This window comes from Sphingomonas sp. Leaf67 (genome assembly GCF_001421965.1).
In the GTDB taxonomy this organism is placed as follows: domain Bacteria; phylum Pseudomonadota; class Alphaproteobacteria; order Sphingomonadales; family Sphingomonadaceae; genus Sphingomonas.
The window spans coordinates 199440-217549 of the sequence record NZ_LMLP01000012.1 but is presented as its reverse complement, the minus strand read 5'-3'; the positions used below and the strand labels follow the sequence as shown (position 1 = coordinate 217549).

Sequence of the window (18110 nt, the reverse complement as noted above, 5' to 3'; positions counted from 1 at the left end):
ATGTCAGAAACCACGCCCGAAACCCGCTCCGTCCGCCTGCTGCGCGTTGGCGAACAGGTCCGCCATATCCTGTCCGAAATTCTTGCGCGCGGCGATGTGCATGACCCGGTGCTGGAAAAGCATCTGGTGTCGGTCACCGAAGTCCGGATGTCGCCCGACCTGCGCCATGCGACGGTGTTCGTGAAGCCGCTGCTCGGCAAGGACGAGCAGCTGGTGCTCAAGGCGCTGCGCACGAATACCGCGTATCTCCAGTCGGAGGTCGCACGGCGGGTGAATCTGAAATACGCCGCCAAACTCAAATTCCTGATCGATGAGAGTTTCGACGAAGGCACCCGCATCGAACAGCTGCTGCGCGATCCCAAGGTCGCGCGCGATCTGGAACCGGGCGATAGCGAGGCCGGGGCCGAGGACTGAGTGGCCAAGCTCTATTTCTATTATGCGTCGATGAACGCCGGCAAATCGACGACGCTGCTGCAGGCCGATTTCAACTATCGGGAGCGCGGCCTGACCACGTTGCTGTTCACGGCCGCGATCGACACCCGCGACGGCGCCGGTACGATCGGGTCGCGCATCGGCCTGTCCGCGCCGGCGACGCCGTTCGACGCGGACACCGATCTGCTCGAAAGTGTCGCTGCGCAGCATCGGCAGCACGCCGTCGGCTGCGTGTTGGTCGATGAAGCGCAGTTTCTGTCGGCGGAGCAGGTCGACCAACTGGCGAAGGTTGCCGACGACCTCGGCGTACCGGTCCTCGCGTACGGCCTGCGTACCGATTTTCGGGGGAGCCTCTTCCCCGGTTCGGCCCGCCTGCTGGCGATCGCCGATGCGCTGATCGAACTCAAATCGGTCTGCACCTGCGGCCGGAAGGCGACGATGAACCTGCGCGTCGACCCGCAAGGCCGCGCCGTCCGCGACGGGCAACAGACCGAGATCGGCGGCAACGATCGCTACGTCGCGCTATGCCGCCGCCATTTCTGCGAGGCGATGCGCTGATGCACGGCTGGATCATTATCGACAAACCGCTCGGCCCCGGATCGACGCAGATCGTTTCGGCGGTGAAGCGCGCCCTGCGCGACGGCGGCTATGGCAAGCACAAGGTCGGCCATGGCGGGACGCTCGATCCACTGGCGACGGGCGTGCTGCCGGTCGCGATCGGCGAAGCGACGAAGCTGGCCGGGCGGATGCTCGATGCGTCGAAACGCTATGATTTCACGATTCGCTTCGGTGCGCAGACCGATACGCTCGATCTTGAAGGGAAGGTCATTGCCGAGTCGCCGGTTCGACCGACGCTTGCCGACATCGAATCGGTGCTGGCGCGCTTCACCGGCCCGATCGAACAGGTGCCGCCCGCCTTTTCGGCGCTGAAGGTCGATGGCGAGAGGGCCTATGACCTTGCGCGCAAGGGGGAAGAGGTCGTCCTCGCGACGCGGAAGGTGGCGGTGTTCTCTCTGCAAATCCTCCCCGGCACGGGGAGGGGGACCAGCGAAGCTGGTGGAGGGGGCTCGCCGCCGGACGCAACCGCTGTGGATGCAGCTACCCCCCTCCACCATCCTGCGGATGGTCCCCCTCCCCATGCTGGGGAGGAGCTAAACGAAATCACCCTCTCCGCCTTCGTTTCCAAGGGCACCTATATCCGCTCCCTCGCGCGCGACATCGCGCTGGCGTTCGGCACGGTCGGCCACGTCACCATGCTTCGACGCACCAAAGCCGGCCCATTCACCCTCGAATCGGCCATTTCGCTGGACAAACTGGCGGAATTGGGTAAGGGCCACGCGCTTGAAGAAACGCTCCTGCCACTGGGGGCGGGGCTGGACGACATCCCGGCTCTGTCCCTGAACCCCGATCAGGCAGGGCGGCTCCGCAAGGGGCTTCGACTGATCGGGTTTGCAGCGGACGACGGTCTGGGCTTCGCAACACTGGACGATGTGCCGGTGGCGCTGGTCGAGACACTCGACGGGGAAACCCGTGTCGTGCGCGGCTTCAACCTCGAATAGAAAGGACGACGATGTCGATTACCGCTGAGAACCGTCAGGCCCTCATTCAGGAACATGCCCGCGCCGAAGGCGACACCGGCAGCCCTGAAGTGCAGGTCGCGATCCTGACCACCCGCATCCAGAACCTGACCGAGCACTTCAAGACCCATGCGAAGGACAATCATTCGCGTCGCGGTCTGCTGATGCTGGTCAACAAGCGGCGTTCGCTGCTCGACTATCTGAAGAAGAAGGACGCGGAGCGTTATACGACGCTGATCGCGAAGCTCGGCCTTCGGAAGTAACGAAGAAAGGGCGGTCCGACGGGCCGCCCTTTTTCCATGTGGGGCGGCACGAACTCCGTCACCCAATTCCCCGCAAAACGGGGTATAGGCTTTGCGACCGGATCTCCGGCCAAGCCGTCCCGCCGCAATCCGGCGATGCGGGACACCGGGCCTAACGGTCCGACACTCGGGGTGGACCTCCACCCAAGCTGCCCCGGCGCGCATCCGGCCGCCGGCGTAAAGGAAACGACATGTTCGATATCAAGAAAAGCACCATGGACCTGGGCGGCAAGACGCTGACCCTCGAAACGGGCCGCGTCGCCCGTCAGGCCGACGGCGCGGTCATCGCGACGTTGGGTGAGACCGTGGTGCTGTGCGCGGTCACCGCCGCACGCTCGGTCAAGGAAGGGCAGGACTTCTTCCCGCTGACCGTCCATTATCAGGAAAAATATTCGGCCGCAGGCCGTATCCCCGGCGGCTTCTTCAAGCGCGAACGCGGTGCGACCGAAAAGGAAACGCTGACCAGCCGCCTGATCGACCGTCCGATCCGCCCGCTGTTTCCCGAAGGCTTCTACAACGAAATCAACGTCATCGCCCAGGTGCTGAGCTATGACGGCGAAAACGAGCCGGACATCGTCGCGATGATCGCGGCATCGGCGGCGCTGACCATTTCGGGCGTGCCGTTCATGGGCCCGATCGGCGCGGCGCGCGTCGGCTATGTCGATGGCGAATATATCCTGAACCCGACGCTGGATCAGGTGAAGATCGGCGATCTCGACCTGGTCGTCGCCGCCACCGGCGACGCGGTGATGATGGTCGAATCGGAAGCCAAGGAGCTTTCGGAAGAGATCATGCTGGGCGCCGTCGTATTCGCGCACGACGCGTCGAAGAAGATCGTGAACTGCATCATCGATCTGGCCGAACAGGCCGCCAAGGAGCCGTGGGAACTGGCCTCCGTCGCCGACCAATCGGCTGCGAAGAAGAAGCTGAAGACGCTGATCGGCAAGGATCTTGCCGCCGCGTACAAGCTGACCGACAAGCAGGCCCGCCAGAACGCGATCAACGACGCCCGCACCAAGGCGCGCGAAGCCCTTGCCGACCTGAAGGAAAGCGATCCGGCGCAGTATCTCGGCACGCTCAAGCTCGTGAAGAAGCTGGAAGCCGAGATCGTCCGCACCGCCATCCTGAAGGACGGCCGCCGCATCGACGGCCGCGACACGAAGACGGTCCGCCCGATCGAGTCGATGGTCCACTTCCTGCCGCGCGCGCACGGTTCGGCGCTGTTCACCCGGGGTGAGACGCAGGCGATCTGCACGACCACGCTCGGCACCAAGGACGCCGAGCAGATGATCGACGGGCTGAACGGCCTGCACTATGAACGCTTCATGCTGCACTATAACTTCCCGCCCTATTCGGTCGGTGAAGTCGGCCGCTTCGGTGCGCCGGGCCGCCGCGAAGTCGGTCACGGCAAGCTCGCATGGCGCGCGCTGAACCCGGTGCTGCCGTCGAAGGACGAGTTCCCGTACACGATCCGCGTCCTGTCGGACATCACCGAGTCGAACGGCTCGTCGTCGATGGCGACGGTGTGCGGCGGTTCGCTGTCGATGATGGATGCGGGCGTACCGCTCAAGCGTCCGGTGTCGGGCATCGCGATGGGCCTGATCCTTGAGGGCAAGGATTATGCGGTCATCAGCGACATCCTCGGCGACGAGGATCACCTTGGCGACATGGATTTCAAGGTGGCGGGCACCAGCGAGGGCATCACCAGCCTGCAGATGGACATCAAGATCGCCGGCATCACCGAAGAGATCATGAAGGTCGCGCTGGCACAGGCCAGTGAAGGCCGCGCGCACATCCTCGGCGAAATGGCCAAGGCGCTGGGCGAGACCCGCACCGAGCTGTCGGCACATGCCCCGCGCATCGAAACCTTCACGATCGACAAGTCGAAGATCCGTGAAGTGATCGGTACCGGCGGCAAGGTGATCCGTGAGATCGTCGCCACCACCGGCGCGAAGGTCGACATCGACGACGAGGGCGTCATCAAGGTGTCGTCGTCCGATCCGGCGCAGATCGAAGCCGCGATCAACTGGATCAAGGGCCTGGTCGAAGAGGCCGAGGTCGGCAAGATCTACAACGGCAAGGTCGTCAATCTCGTCGATTTCGGTGCGTTCGTGAACTTCATGGGCGGCAAGGACGGTCTCGTCCACGTTTCGGAAATCCGCAACGAGCGGGTCGAAAAGGTCGCCGACGTCCTGTCCGAAGGCCAGGAAGTGAAGGTCAAGGTTCTGGAAGTCGATCCGCGCGGCAAGGTTCGCCTGTCGATGCGCGTCGTCGATCAGGAAACCGGCACAGAACTGGAAGACTCGCGTCCGGCGCGCGAACCGCGCGAAGGCGGCGACCGTGGTCCGCGTGGTCCGCGCCGTGACGGCAGCGGCCGTGATGGTGGCGATCGTGGTCCTCGTGGCGAAGGCGGCGATCGTGGCCCGCGCCGCGACGGCGGCGATCGCGGCCCACGCCGTGACCGTGGCGACCGTCCGCGTCGCGAAGAGGGCAAGGACGAAGGCGGCAATGCCGGCCTGCCGTCGTTCATCACCGACAACTGATCGTTCGCGATCCGGTTAAGGAAGGGCTCGCGGCAACGCGGGCCCTTTTTTGTTGGGCGGCATGGGGCAAGTGGCGGGCATACCGTCGCACAGGGCTTGTGCCCCCCCGCCCGGAAGCGGTATCCGGCGCATCTTCATGGCACGCTCTTCCCAACGTCCGCAAAAGCGGCCCGCCGCCGCTCCATCCCGCTGGCGGCGCATCCTGCGCTGGACGTTGGGGATCGGGTTCGGCCTTGCGGTGATGGCCGCGATCGCGCTGGTCGTCGCGGTCTATAATGCCAGGTCGAGCATACCGAGCTTCAGCCAGCTCAAATCATCTCCTAACGGACAGATGATCCGCGTACGGGCCGCCGACGGGTCGATCCTCGTCTCGCTGGGGCCGAGTTATGGCGAATGGATTCCGTATTCGCAGATCCCGGCGCCGATGCGCGAAGCAATGGTCGCGGTCGAGGACCGCCGCTTCCGCTCGCACTGGGGCGTCGATCCGGTGGCACTCGCGCGCATCACCAAATTCGCGATCGAGACCCGCGGCACCGGCCGGCGGCTGCAGGGCGCATCGACGATCACGCAGCAGGTCGCGCGCACCATCTTCCTGTCGAACAGCTACACGGTCGGGCGCAAATTCCGCGAGATCATCCTCGCGCTGGCGCTGGAACGCAAGTTCACCAAGAACCAGATCCTCGAACTGTATCTGAACAAGGTCTATTTCGGCGGTGGCGCATACGGCATCGACGCGGCGTCGCGGCGCTTCTTCAACCATCCCGGCACCGATCTGTCGCTGTCCGAAGCGGCGGTGATCGCCGGGCTGGTCAAGGCACCGTCGCGCTATTCGCCGACCGCCGATGCCGAGGCGGCGGTCGGTCGCGCCGGCGTCGTGCTGAAGCTGATGCAGGAAACCGGCGCGATCACCGCGAGCGAGGCAATGGACGCCGATCCGAAGGCGATCAAGCTGGCCCCCGAACCGCAGCAGAACAGCGTCCGCTATTTCACCGACTGGGCGTTGCCGCAGCTCGAAACGCTGATCGACGAGACCGAAGCGCCGCTCGACGTGTGGACCACGCTCGACCCGTCGATGCAGCAGAGCGCGGACACCGCGATCCGCGCCAATGCGCCGGCGGGGGTGCAGGGCGCGCTGGTTGCGCTCGACCGCGACGGGGCGGTCCGGGCGATGGTCGGCGGCAAGGATTATGTGTCGTCGATCTACAACCGCGCGACACAGGCGACCCGCCAGCCGGGGTCGGCGTGGAAGCTGTTCGTCTACCTCTCCGCGCTCGAAGCAGGCATGAACCCCGACAGCCAGGTCAACGACGCGCCGATCACGATCGACGGCTGGACCCCGCGCAACGCGTCGCGCCGCTATAGCGGGCAAGTATCGCTGCGCACCGCCTTCGCCTATTCGTTGAACACCGTGTCGGCCCGGCTGGGGCAGGAGGTCGGCTTCGCGACCGTCGCCGACATGGCGCGCCGCTTCGGCATCACCACCCCGATCAATACCAAGCCGGCGATGGTGCTGGGCACCTCCGACGTGCGGCTGATCGACCTGACCCGCGCCTATGCCTCGGTCGCGAGCGGCGGGACGGCGGTCGTCCCCTATGGCATCACCCGGGTCACCGCCAACGGATCGGTGATCTACCAGCATCAGGTCGACAGTTCGCGGGTTCTGGTCGCGCCCTATGTCGCGCAGCAGATGACCGACCTGCTCCAGACCGCGGTCAATACCGGTACGGGTCGCGCGGCGCAGATCGGGCGCCCCGTTGCGGGCAAGACCGGCACGACCAGTTCGTACAAGGACGGCTGGTTCATGGGCTTCTCGTCCGGCATCACCACCGGCGTCTGGATGGGCCGCGACGATGCGAAGGCGGTCGGCGGGCTGCAGGGCGGCACCGCCCCGGCCCGCGCCTTTGCCGCATTCATGCGACAGGCGGTCGCGAACCGCCCGGTCGAGGAGTTCAATACCAAGGTGACGCTGCCCGAATGGCAGGAGGAACCCGACGCGGAGAGCTATTACGGCGCGCCCGACGACCGGGTCTATGTCGATCCCGACGGCAACCCGATCGAACAGCCGCGCACCGGCGATGGCAACCCGCAGACCGAACCGGACGACGACGAAACGCCGGTGCAGCCGCGCGTACCCGACGAACAGCTTGATCAGGACTGGATCGACCGCGCGCTCGGCCGGGGGCAGCAGCGTCCCGAGCAGCCCGTGCCGGCACAACGTCGACCCGTACCCGACCGTCGTCCGCCGCCGCCCGGCTATTCCGAAGAGGACGCGCGCCCGAACCAGTGAAGCGCCGCCCCGTCCGCGCGCAACCAGCGGCGGGCGGTATCGGGATCGCCCTCGAACAGGTCGGCGACCAGTGCGTGGAAGGCGGGACCGTGATGCATGTGCACACGGTGCGCGACCTCATGCGCGACGGTCGCCCGGCGGACGAAGCCGGGGGCGAGCAACAGCCGCCAGCTATAGCGGATCGTGCCCGTCGAACTGCAACTGCCCCAGCGCGCCTTGGGGTCGCCGATCGCGACCTGCGCCACGGTGACGCCGGCCTTTGCGGCATAGTGCGCCGTGTCTTCGGCGAGCAGGCGGTGCGCCTCGCGCTTGAGCCAGCGTTCGATGCGGGCGGGGAATTGTTCGATCGGGCCGCCGCAGGTCAGTTCGTCATCCCGGCGCAGGCCGGAATCCATGGATACGGGCGGCATCGAAGAATTCGCATCGTCCCGCGGCCATGGACCCCGGCCTTCGCCGGGGTGACGAAGGAGCGGAGGCGATGTCAGGGTCACCGTCCGCGAGCCCCCGTCAACCCACCGTAACCGCACCGGCCGATCCGCCACCGGCACGGTCGCACCATCGACGAACGGCCGTCCCTGCGGCAGCCTTGCCCGCTGCGCCGCGATCCACTCGGCCTTCTCGCCTGCCCATGCCACGGCCTTGGCCAGCGCCATCCGCTTCGGCACGGTGAGGCGTACCCGCCCGGTCGCCGGATCGACCGACAGCCGCGCGACACGCGCGCGCGGATGGCGGACGACCTCGACCCCGTCGATCACAGCGTCCGGTCGGTCAGGTGATGTTCGAGGTCGCCGACGTCATTCTCCGATACCGTCCAACCGCGCGTCGACTGGCCGGCGGCATGGACACTCTCGCGGTCGCCGCTGTTCAGATAATGCCAGTCGGGCAACGGCTTGCCCTCGTTGCGCAACCGATAGGCGCAGGTCGAGGGCAGCCATTCGATATCGCCGACGTTGCGGGCGTTCAATCGCACGCATTCGGGAACATAGGCATGGCGGTGGCGATAGTCGCTGCACTGGCCCATGCGCCGGTCGAGCAGCTTGCACGCGACGTTGGTCGCATGGATTTCGCCGGTATCCTCATCCTCCAGCTTGTGGAGGCAGCATTTGCCGCAGCCATCGCACAAGGCTTCCCATTGCGCGCGGTCGAGCGCCGCCAGCGGCAGGTCTTCCCAGAAGCGCCCGCTCACCGGACCCACTTCTTCAGCTCGGCGGCAACCGCCGGGCCGCCCTCTTCCTGTGGCAGCAGCGCCACCGGGCGGCCCTGCGGGTCCATCAGGATCGCGGTGCGGCTATGGTCCATCAGATATTCGGTGGCACCGGGCGGCTGCGACTTGGCATAGGTGACGCCGTAGGCACGCGCCGCATCGGCGATCGCCTGCGCACTGCCGGTAAGGCCAACCATACGCGGGTGAAAGGCGGAGACGAACTTGCCGACCACCGCCGGCGTATCGCGTTCGGGATCGACGGTGATGAAGATCGGCACGACCTTCGCGCCCAATTCGGGCGCTTCGTCCTCGAACGCCTTCAGCCCCGCCGCGATATTCTGGACATCGACCGGGCAGACATCGGGGCAATAGGTATAGCCGAAATACATGATCCGCCATTTGCCGGCGAAGTCGGTGTCGCGCACCACCTTGCCCGCGGGATCGGTCAGGACGAACGGCCCGCCGATGCGCGCGCCCGCCAGCGGCGGGGCACCCGGCGATTCGGCCTGCCCGCCACAGGCGGCAAGGGCCAGCGCGAGCGCTGGCGCGAGGGTACGGACGATGCTGTTCATGGTGTTGCCAGCCATGATCTGATAGGCGACGCCTTGCAAGCCGCGTAACGTCCTTTCGGAGCCTGTTCCCATGTCCGCCATCCGCCTTCTCCTCGCCGCCGCGCTGATGCTGCCCGCCGCCGCCGGAGCGCAGCAGATGTCGCCGGGCTATGTGTTCCTGAAAGCGGTTCGCGACGAGGACGGGAACAAGGTCAACGACATCCTCGGCCAGCCGGGCCAGACGATCATCAATACCAAGGACCGCTCGACCGGCGAAAGTGCGCTGCACATCGTCGCGAAGAACGGCAACCTGACCTATCTGCGTTTCCTGCTCGCCAAGGGCGCGAACCCCAATATCCAGGACAATCGCGGCAATACCCCCGCGCTGCTGGCGGTCGAGGCCGGATCGGTCGAGGCGATCAACGCGCTCGTCGCGCGCAAGGCGAACCTGAACCTCGGCAACAGCAGCGGCGAGACGCCACTGATCCGCGCGGTGCAGCTGCGCAACGTCGACATGGTCCGCACCCTCATCGCCGCCGGGGCCAATCCAGATCAGCCCGACGTCATGGCCGGCCTGTCGGCGCGTGACTATGCGAAGCGCGATACGCGTACACCGGTGCTGCTAAAGACCATCGACGACAATCCTGCGAAAGCAGCGAAGGCACCGGTCGCTGGTCCCAGCCTGTAACGGCCGACGGTTTCGCTTGCCGACTCGCAGGATCCAGGCGCAGTCTTCGCCCGGGCATCTGGGGGGAGCACCATGAAGACTATCATAACCGCCGCCGCAATTTGCATTGCGCAAGTCATCGCCGGGCCGGCTCTGGCGCAGTCGACCGCGATCCCGGTTGGTGCGGGTGCCACCCTGGTGCCGCCGGTCGGCTGGGCGATGGTGCGGACCAATGATGTGGTCCGCTTCACGCCGCCCGAAAATGACCTGCGCGTCGCAATCGTACCGGTTACCACTGCCCGCGACGCATCGGACGCGGTCGTACAGGCATGGAAGCAGGCGCTGCCCAGTTTCGCCCGCCCGCCGCACCTGACGCAGAAAGTCCCGGCGCGCGAAGGCTGGGACGAGATCGTCGTCGTGAGCTATGATGTCCCGCCCGCCGAAAAGGCGATGGCGCAGGCGGTCGCGTTCCGACGCGGTACGGCATGGACCATCGTCGCGGTCGAGGGTGCGCTGGCGACGATCGCCAAGCGCAGCGGGCAATTCAACACCTCCGCCGAAACGCTGCGCCCGACGGGATTTCAGAAGGAGAATTTCACGGGCAAGCCGGCGCATCGCATGGACGCGGCGCGGATCGAGGCCCTGAAACAGTTCGTGCGGACATCGATGACGACGCTGAAGATTCCCGGCGTCGGCCTTGCGATCATCGATCATGACCGGATCGTCTATGAAGGCGGGATCGGCGTGAAGGACGTCACTTCGGCCAAGCCGGTCGGCAAAGACACGCTGTTCATGATCGCGTCGAATACCAAGGGCATGGCGACGCTGCTGCTTGCGACGCTGGTCGATCAGGGGCGGCTCGACTGGGATCGGCCGGTGATCGATTATATGCCCGGCTTCAAACTGGGCGACGCGGCGACGACGCAGAAGGTACTGGTCAAGCATCTGGTCTGCGCCTGTACCGGATTGCCGCGCAAGGATATGCAGTGGCTGTTCAACACCCGTGCCGATACCGGTCCGCAGGAGGCCTTTGCGCAACTGGCCGTGACCCAGCCGACCAGCGGTTTTGGGGAGGTGTTCCAGTACAACAACCTGATGGCGAGCGCGGCCGGCTATCTGGGCGCCCACATCCTCTATCCCGACATGGAAATCGGCGCGGCGTTCGACCGGGCGATGCAGGAACGCATCTTCGATCCGCTGGAGATGCGGGCGACGACGTTCAGCAATGCGAAGGCAATGGCCGGCGATTGGGCCAAACCCTATGATACCGACATCAACGACCGCCTGGCGAAGGTCGATGTCCGTTACAACGATACCGTCGTCCCCTATCGTCCGGCGGGCGGTGCATGGTCGTCGGCGCACGACATGGCGCTCTATGTCCGCGATGAACTCGACGAAGGCATGTTGCCGTCGGGCAAGCGGCTGTTGTCGGCCGCCAACTTGCTCGCACGGCGCGTGCACAACGTGCCGGTCGGCGAGCAGATGTGGTACGGGATGGGATTGGAGGACGATTCCAGCAAGGGCGTGTCGGTTATCCAGCATGGCGGCAGCATGTTCGGCTACAAGAGCAACTGGTTCGCCGTTCCGTCGGCAAAGGTCGGCGTCGTGGTGCTGACCAATGCCGAAAGCGGCTATACCCTGACCGAAGGGGTCAAGCGGCGGCTGCTCGAACTGCTATATGACGGAAAGCCCGAGGCCGCCGAGAATATCGCTTCGGCCGCCAGGCGCTCCGACGAAGCGATGGCCAAATTGCGCAGCGAAGTGGATCAGGACGTCAGCGCAGCCGAAGCGGCCCCCTATGTCGGGCGCTATACCAATGCCGATCTTGGCCCGCTGACGATCCGCTATACGGGTGGCAAGATGGAGCTACGCGCCACGTCGATGTGGTCCGATGCGGGCCTAAAGCGCAACAAGGACGGCACCGTCTCGCTCGTCACCCTGTCGCCCGGGATGCTCGGCTTCGACCTGCTGGCGGGGAAACGCGGGGACAGGCGCACGATCGTGCTGAACGACAACCAGCATGAATATGTCTGGGAGGAAGCGGCGTCGTAACGCCACCATCGGTTACGCCGCCAGCACGTTACCCACCGGGACGTCGCCGGCGGTCAGCAACCCTTCGCGTTTGGCGACGATCACCGGCACCAGCATCTGTCCGGCGACGTTGACGGCGGTGCGACCCATGTCGAGGATCGGGTCGATCGCCAGCAACAGCCCCGCCCCTTCCAATGGCAGGCCGAGCGTCGTGAGCGTCAGCGTCAGCATCACGGTCGCGCCGGTCAGGCCGGCGGTGGCCGCCGATCCGAGCACCGACACCATCACGATCAGGGCATAATCGCCGGCGTGCAGCGTCAGGCCGAAAAACTGCGCGACGAAGATCGCCGCGACCGCGGGATAGATCGCCGCGCACCCGTCCATCTTGGTCGTCGACCCGAGCGGCACAGCAAAGGCGGCATAGGCCTGCGGCACGCCCAGCGCACGCTCGGTCAATTCCTGCGTCACCGGCAGCGTGCCGACTGACGAGCGGGTGACGAAGCCGAGCTGGATGGCTGGCCATGCCCGGCGGAAGAACCATAGCGGGTCGATGCGGTGGATCGCCAGCAACAGCGGATAGACGATCAGCAACACGATGCCGAGGCCAAGATAGACCGTCGCCGCGAACGCGCCGAGCGACGACAGCGTGCTCCAGCCATAACGGACGATCGCATCGCCGATCAGCGCCGCCGACCCGATCGGGGTCAGCGCGATCACCCAGCGCAGCAGCCGGCGCAGGATCATCAGCGCCGAGGTGTTGAAGGCCAGAAACGGCTCCCCCGCCGCCCCGACCCGGACGGCGGCGGCACCGACCGCGATCGCGACGACGATGATCTGCAACACGTTGAAGCCCAGCGTGGTCGTCACCGCGCCATCGGCGAGTTTCGTCGTCGCGGTCAGGCCGAGCAGATTGGCCGGCACCAGCCCTTTCAGGAAATCGAGCCAGCTGCCGACGGCGGTCGGCGCGGCGGCGGTGGCGATGGGCGCGCTGCTGTGCAGGCCCGGCTGTATCACCAATCCCAGCACGATGCCGATCGACACCGCGATCAGCGCGGTGATCGCGAACCACAACAGCGTCTGTCCCACCAGCCGCGCGGCATTGGGCAGGTCGCGCAACGCCGCGATCGATCCGACGATGGCGGTGAACACCAGCGCCGGGACCAGCACCTTCAGCAATTGGACGAAGATCTGCCCGACCGTGTGCAGCGTCGTGCCAAGCGCACCGTCCGCGCCGCCTGCCTCCGCCGCGACGAAGCCGAGGCCGATGCCTACCGCCATTCCGATCGCGACCTGCACGCCGAACGACGGCCAATATCTGGGAATCTGCATCGCCCCTATGTCGGAGCGGAGGACTGCCACAGCAACGAAGCAAAACTAGTCTTGCTGCAATGCAGTATTACAGTCCCTCGCCCCCGACCCAATGCGCGTTCGACAGATAGCGGGCGACATCCCAGACTTGCCGCCGGAGATCGGGCACCGCGACAATCTCCCAAAAAGCACCGCGCGTCATCGGTCCGATCGGGAACAATCGTTCGTCGGCTTCACCATCGGCGCGCAGTACGCGGCCGGTCGACCCGACTTCGATGCCGAGATGCTCGGGATCGGGGCGGATGCTGCCACTGGCATGGAGGTGCGCGAGCAGCGGGTCGTCGGTACGCGCCAGATCGCCCTGCGGTCCGGTGCAGGAGATGATCCGGGTGACGTGCAGCGTTCGGGCGGCGTCGCTCCCCCGCGGTCGCCAACGCACGTCGATGCCGTCCTCCCCCGGCGCGGCATCGCAGGTCTTACCCGCCAGCACGGTCAGCCGCCCGCTATCGACCAGCGCCGCGATGCGATCGGCGCAGCAGGTTGATGGCGAGCAGCGTTCCCGAAAATCCCGCGCCGACGATCGCGACATGGCCGATCATGCCGCGTCCCCCTCGCGACGGCGGAAGCTGCTGGCGTCGATGCCGTGGCGCTGCAACCGGTCGTACAGGCTGCGGCGCGGCAGCCCCAGCGCCTCGGCCGTCGCCGTCACATCACCGCCGGCCTGTTGCAGCGCCTCCGCGATCATCGCCGCTTCCAGCCGGGCGAGGCGTTCGGTCAGCGACAGGTCCGCTTCGCCCGGATCGTCGCGGGTCAGTGCCAGCACGGTCTGCACCGCGAAGTTGCGCAGCGCACGGACATTACCGCGCCACGGATCGGTTATCAGCCGCGCCTCGACCTCGGCGGTGATCGCAGGCACCGGCCGGTCATACTGCATCGCCGCGTCGCGCAGGAACCACGCGAACAGCATCGGCACGTCGGCGCGACGTTCGCGTAACGGCGGGATGCGCAGCCGAACCGTCTCCAGCCGGTAGAGCAGATCCTCGCGAAACCGCCCGCTCGCCACCTCGGCGGCCAGGTTCGACTTGGCGGCGGCAATGACGCGCAGATTGACGACGCGCGGCGGTTCGCGGCCATTGGCGGGCAGTTCGCGCTCCTCGATCACGCGGAGCAGCTTGCCCTGCAGCGCGCTCGACATGCTGTCGATCTCGTCGAGGAACAGCGTGCCGCGATCGGCCTCGACGATCCGCCCGCCGCTGCCGCGCGTGCCGAACAGGATTTCGTCGACCAGATGGTCGGGCAGCGCCGCGCAATCGACCGACACGAAACCGTGACTGCGCCGCCTGCTCCAACGGTGGAGTTGCCGCGCCGCCAGTTCCTTGCCGGTGCCCGTCTCCCCCTCGATCAGCACGTCGACGTCGATCTGCGCCAGTTGCCGCACCTTGTCGCGGAGCGTGTCCATCACCGGCGTCGTGCCGATCAACGGATAATCGCCTTCCGCCGCCTCGACCGACGCGCGCAGCCGCCGGTTTTCGAGCACCAGCCGCCGGACCTCCAGCGCGCGGCGGACACTGGCGATCAGGTGATCGGCAGCAAAGGGCTTGGCGATGAAGTCGAACGCGCCGTTGCGCAGTGCCGCCACCGCCATCGCGACATCGCCGTGGCCGGTCATCAGCAGCACCGGGATCTCGTCGTCACGCGCACTGACCGCTTCGAACACGGCATGGCCGTCCATCTTCGGCATGCGGATGTCGGTGACGACGATGCCGGGAAAATCGGGCGTCACGTGGGCCAGCGCACCTGCGGCATCGGCGAAGTCCTCTACCTCCAGCCCGGCAATGGCGAAGGAATCGACCAGCGCCGCCCGCAGCGCGTCGTCGTCATCGATCAACAGGATCATCGCCCGTCCCCTTGTGCAATATCACGCGAAACGTCGCGCCCGCGGATGACGGCACCACCGTCACCATGCCCCCGAATTCGGTGACGATGTCGCGAACGATCCCAAGCCCCAGTCCCAAGCCATCGACCTTGCCGGTGACGAAGGGTTGGAAGATGTCGTCGGCAATGACCGGATCGATCCCCGGACCATTGTCGGCAACGGTCAGCAATACCCGGTCGCCGGCCTGCTCGACCTGCACCTCGACGCGTGGATCGGCCGTGTCGCGCACTGCTTCCAGCGCGTTGGTCAGCAGGTTGACCAGCACCTGTTCCAGCCGAACCCGTCCGGCGCGGACCAGCGGTTGCCCGGCCGGCGGCAGCGCGAGCGCGACGCCGGCTCCGCGAAACCGGTCCCCCACTAGCAACAGCGCCCCGGCGATCACCGCATCGAGCGGCACGGGACCGATCGTCCCTGTTCCCCGCCGGGCGAAGCGCCGCATCTCCTGCGTGATCGCGCCGATCCGCGCGGTCAGGTCGACCGTCGTCGACAGGTTCGCCGCCACCCGGTCGATCCGGCCGCTGGCCAGATGATGTTGCGCGTTTTCGGACAGGGTCCGGATCGTCGCCACCGGCTGGTTGATTTCGTGCACGAGGCCGGCGGTGATCGATCCCAGCGATCCCAGCCGATTGGCCTGCGCCAGTTCCTCGCGCGCTTCCCGGAAACGACGGTCGATCTCGGTCCGCTCGGCGATCTCCGCACGCAGTGCCGCCGTCCGCTCCGCCACCGCCCGTTCCAGCGACGCGCGATAGCGTGCTGCCTGCGCCGCCCGCGCCGACCGCCACAGGAACAGCGCGAGCAACGCGGCGATCGCCAGCGACGCGGCGATCGTCGTCAACCGCGCCAGCGCCGTCGCATCGCTTAACGTCCGCTGCGTCGGCACGACATGCAGCAGCTGCCAGCCAGCCAGCGGCATAGAGGTGCGCGCGAGCAACATGTCCTCACCCCCCGGCCCCCGCGCCGTAGCCGCGGCAAAGCGATAGCGGCTGGGCGACAGCGGCGCGTCGCCGAACTGGCCACTGCGGGCGATGTCGGCGCGAACCCCGGCAGACAGCGGCCTGGTGATGCGGAACCGCTCTTCGGCATCGGTCGCGAACAACAGGATGCCCCGCCCATCGGCGACCAGCGTCTGTCCCGGATCGCTCGACCATGCCCGGGTCAGGTCGTCGAACTCGACCTTGACGATGATGACGCCGGCCGGATCGCTCGCCGTGCCGATCCGGCGCGCGAGGAACAATCCGGGCCGGCCGCTGACATTGCCGACCGCATAATATTCGGCCGCGCCTTGCTGCATCGCGCGGATGAAATAAGGCCGGAAGCGATAGTCGCGTCCGACGAAGCTTTCCGCCGTTCCGGCATTCGACGCCGACACCGTCCTGCCGCGCCGGTCGAGCAGATACAGCACCGGTGCCCCAGTCCGCTGCGCCAGCAACGCCAGCTTGCCGTTCATCCGCCGCGTCGCATCGGGGTCGCCCCGTCGCAGCGTGTCGAACAAATCGGTATATTCACCCAGCACGATCGGCAGCAGCCGAAACCGGGCGAGATCGCTGGTGAACAACCGCGCCTGTTGCCGGGCGGTCCGGGCGGTATCGTCACGAAGCCGGTCGACCCCGGCGCGTTCGAACCATGTCAGCGCGGCCAGCCAGATCAGCCCGACCATGGCAATCGCCGCGATCAGCCCGGCGAGAAGCGTCGTCCGGCGATGGAGCCACCCCATGCGTGCGGGATACCGCAATGTCCCCGACCACGCCACGCGAAATTTCGCGTCGATCGAGACCACCCGGAGGTCAAACGTATATTTTACCGTTACATACCAATCGCTTGTTCAAATTGATAATAACGTTTTGCCTGCGCTCGTCTCTCCAGCATTCTCCCCCCATCGCGCAGAAGATGATTCCGCGCCCACAACGCAATCTTGGGAGAGATGCCTTGGCCTCCACACCGCACCCGTCGGTCGCGACCGGTCCGTCGACCAACTCGCGCCTGAAATCGATCATCGGCGGATCGACCGGCAATCTGGTCGAATGGTTCGACTGGTACGTCTATTCCGCCTTTACGCTGTATTTCGCGCCGCACTTCTTTCCGTCCGACAACAAGACGACGGAATTGTTGAGCGCGGCGGCGGTGTTCGCCGTCGGGTTCGTCATGCGTCCGATCGGGGCATGGATCATGGGCGTTTATGCCGACCGCCATGGTCGCAAGGCGGGGCTGACACTGTCGGTGACGCTGATGTGCGCGGGATCGCTCATCATCGCCTGTACCCCGGTCTATGAAACGATCGGCCTCCTCGCACCGGCGTTGCTGATACTGGCGCGGCTGATGCAGGGGCTGTCGGTCGGTGGCGAATATGGTGCCAGTGCCACCTATCTGTCTGAAATGGCGGGCAAGGACCGCCGCGGCTTCTTCTCGTCGTTCCAGTATGTCACGCTGATCTCGGGCCAGTTGCTGGCGATCACCGTGCTGCTGGTGCTGCAATCGGTCATGCCCAGGGCGGAGTTGGAGTCGTGGGGATGGCGCATTCCGTTCTTCATCGGCGCGGTGCTGGCGGTCGTCGTCTTCTATCTGCGGCGTGGCCTTGCCGAGACCGAAAGTTTCAAGAACGCCAAGAAGAGCGACGCGCCGAAATCGGGCTTCCTGATGCTGCTGCGCAATCACCCGAAGGAAACCGCGCTGGTCATGCTGCTGACCGCCGGCGGTACGCTCGCCTTCTACGCCTATTCGATCTATATGCAGAAGTTCCTGGTCAATACGTCGGGCTTTAGCAAGGAAGCCGCGACGCAGATCAACTGGGTCACGCTGTTCGTGTTCATGTTGTTGCAGCCGATCGCGGGTGGGCTTTCGGACAGGATCGGGCGCAAGCCGCTCATGGTCGCCTTCGGGATTGCCGGGGTGCTGTTCACCTATCCGATCTTCAGCACGTTGGAACAGACCCGCGATCCGGTCACCGCCGGTCTGCTGGTGATGGCGGCGCTCATCATCGTGACCGGCTACACCTCGATCAACGCCGTGGTGAAGGCAGAGCTGTTCCCCTCCCACATCCGCGCGCTGGGCGTGGCGCTGCCCTATGCACTGGCCAACACGATCTTCGGCGGCACGGCGGAATATGTCGCGCTGAAGTTCAAGGACGCCGGCTGGGAACAAGGCTTCTACTGGTATGTCACCGCGATGATCGGCATCTCGTTGGTCGTGTATCTGCGGATGCGCGATTCGGGGAAGAACAGCCTGATCCAGGAGGATTGACCGGCTTCGACCGATCTCCTTCGGCGGGCGGCGGG

Annotated in this window: 16 protein-coding genes; 9 read left to right on the top strand and 7 right to left on the bottom strand. The window is 66.0% G+C overall.

Annotation, left to right across the window (positions count from 1 at the left end):
* The 6 genes from rbfA (at position 1) to ASE90_RS08645 (ending at position 7141) form a co-directional block, all read left to right on the top strand.
* Positions 1–414, top strand: a complete 414-nt coding sequence (rbfA, locus tag ASE90_RS08670) for a 30S ribosome-binding factor RbfA (protein ID WP_055998882.1) — start codon at positions 1–3, stop codon at positions 412–414.
* Complete coding sequence (locus tag ASE90_RS08665) at positions 415–990, top strand: thymidine kinase (protein ID WP_055998880.1); 576 nt, start codon at positions 415–417, stop codon at positions 988–990.
* On the top strand, positions 990–1991 hold the full coding sequence (gene truB / locus ASE90_RS08660) for a tRNA pseudouridine(55) synthase TruB (protein ID WP_055999234.1): 1002 nt from the start codon (positions 990–992) through the stop codon (positions 1989–1991). Before ASE90_RS08665 ends, truB begins: the two co-directional genes overlap by 1 nt.
* A gap of 11 nt (positions 1992–2002) precedes the next feature.
* The gene (gene rpsO, locus ASE90_RS08655; RefSeq protein WP_055757416.1) at positions 2003–2272 is read left to right on the top strand and encodes a 30S ribosomal protein S15; all 270 of its coding nucleotides are present in this window, start codon (positions 2003–2005) and stop codon (positions 2270–2272) included.
* 230 nt (positions 2273–2502) lie between these two features.
* The gene (gene pnp, locus ASE90_RS08650) at positions 2503–4854 is read left to right on the top strand and encodes a polyribonucleotide nucleotidyltransferase (protein ID WP_055998878.1); all 2352 of its coding nucleotides are present in this window, start codon (positions 2503–2505) and stop codon (positions 4852–4854) included.
* Positions 4855–4990: 136 nt separating this feature from the next.
* Positions 4991–7141 carry a transglycosylase domain-containing protein gene (locus ASE90_RS08645; protein WP_055998877.1) on the top strand — a complete coding sequence of 717 codons (2151 nt, stop codon included), beginning with the start codon at positions 4991–4993 and terminating at the stop codon, positions 7139–7141.
* Here the strand turns inward: ASE90_RS08645 and ASE90_RS08640 are convergent.
* The 3 genes from ASE90_RS08640 to ASE90_RS08630 are packed head-to-tail and all read right to left on the bottom strand — an operon-like array spanning position 7108 to position 8932.
* Positions 7108–7896 carry a M48 family metallopeptidase gene (locus ASE90_RS08640; RefSeq protein WP_055998875.1) on the bottom strand — a complete coding sequence of 263 codons (789 nt, stop codon included), beginning with the start codon at positions 7894–7896 and terminating at the stop codon, positions 7108–7110. The two genes, ASE90_RS08645 and ASE90_RS08640, sit on opposite strands and share 34 nt — an antisense overlap.
* On the bottom strand, positions 7893–8327 hold the full coding sequence (locus tag ASE90_RS08635) for a YcgN family cysteine cluster protein (protein ID WP_414889018.1): 435 nt from the start codon (positions 8325–8327) through the stop codon (positions 7893–7895). Before ASE90_RS08635 ends, ASE90_RS08640 begins: the two co-directional genes overlap by 4 nt.
* Positions 8324–8932 carry an SCO family protein gene (locus ASE90_RS08630; RefSeq protein WP_055999231.1) on the bottom strand — a complete coding sequence of 203 codons (609 nt, stop codon included), beginning with the start codon at positions 8930–8932 and terminating at the stop codon, positions 8324–8326. The genes ASE90_RS08635 and ASE90_RS08630 overlap by 4 nt, the downstream gene beginning before the upstream one ends.
* A gap of 55 nt (positions 8933–8987) precedes the next feature.
* Between ASE90_RS08630 and ASE90_RS08625 the strand changes: the two genes are divergently transcribed.
* Positions 8988–9584: an ankyrin repeat domain-containing protein gene (locus tag ASE90_RS08625; RefSeq protein WP_055998873.1), complete on the top strand. Its 597-nt coding sequence runs from the start codon at positions 8988–8990 to the stop codon at positions 9582–9584.
* Between the two features lie 72 nt (positions 9585–9656).
* Entirely contained in the window at positions 9657–11615 is a 1959-nt protein-coding gene (locus tag ASE90_RS08620) for a serine hydrolase domain-containing protein (RefSeq protein WP_055998871.1), read from the top strand.
* A gap of 12 nt (positions 11616–11627) precedes the next feature.
* Here the strand turns inward: ASE90_RS08620 and ASE90_RS08615 are convergent, their stop codons facing one another.
* The 4 genes from ASE90_RS08615 to ASE90_RS08600 all read right to left on the bottom strand — a co-directional run bounded on the left by ASE90_RS08615 (position 11628) and on the right by ASE90_RS08600 (position 16552).
* Positions 11628–12923 (bottom strand): dicarboxylate/amino acid:cation symporter, encoded by a 1296-nt coding sequence (locus ASE90_RS08615; protein ID WP_055998869.1) that lies wholly within the window; start codon positions 12921–12923, stop codon positions 11628–11630.
* 67 nt (positions 12924–12990) lie between these two features.
* Entirely contained in the window at positions 12991–13491 is a 501-nt protein-coding gene (locus ASE90_RS08610) for a hypothetical protein (protein WP_055998867.1), read from the bottom strand.
* A gap of 6 nt (positions 13492–13497) precedes the next feature.
* Positions 13498–14799 (bottom strand): sigma-54-dependent transcriptional regulator, encoded by a 1302-nt coding sequence (locus tag ASE90_RS08605; protein WP_055998865.1) that lies wholly within the window; start codon positions 14797–14799, stop codon positions 13498–13500.
* A complete protein-coding gene (locus tag ASE90_RS08600; protein WP_156361510.1) occupies positions 14780–16552 on the bottom strand; it encodes a sensor histidine kinase in 1773 nt (590 codons plus the stop codon). The genes ASE90_RS08605 and ASE90_RS08600 overlap by 20 nt, the downstream gene beginning before the upstream one ends.
* A 212-nt stretch (positions 16553–16764) precedes the next feature.
* Here ASE90_RS08600 and ASE90_RS08595 point away from each other — a divergent pair, with 212 nt between their 5' ends.
* Positions 16765–18075, top strand: coding sequence for an MFS transporter (locus tag ASE90_RS08595; RefSeq protein WP_055998863.1), 1311 nt, complete (start codon positions 16765–16767; stop codon positions 18073–18075).
* Positions 18076–18110: the final 35 nt, after the last annotated feature.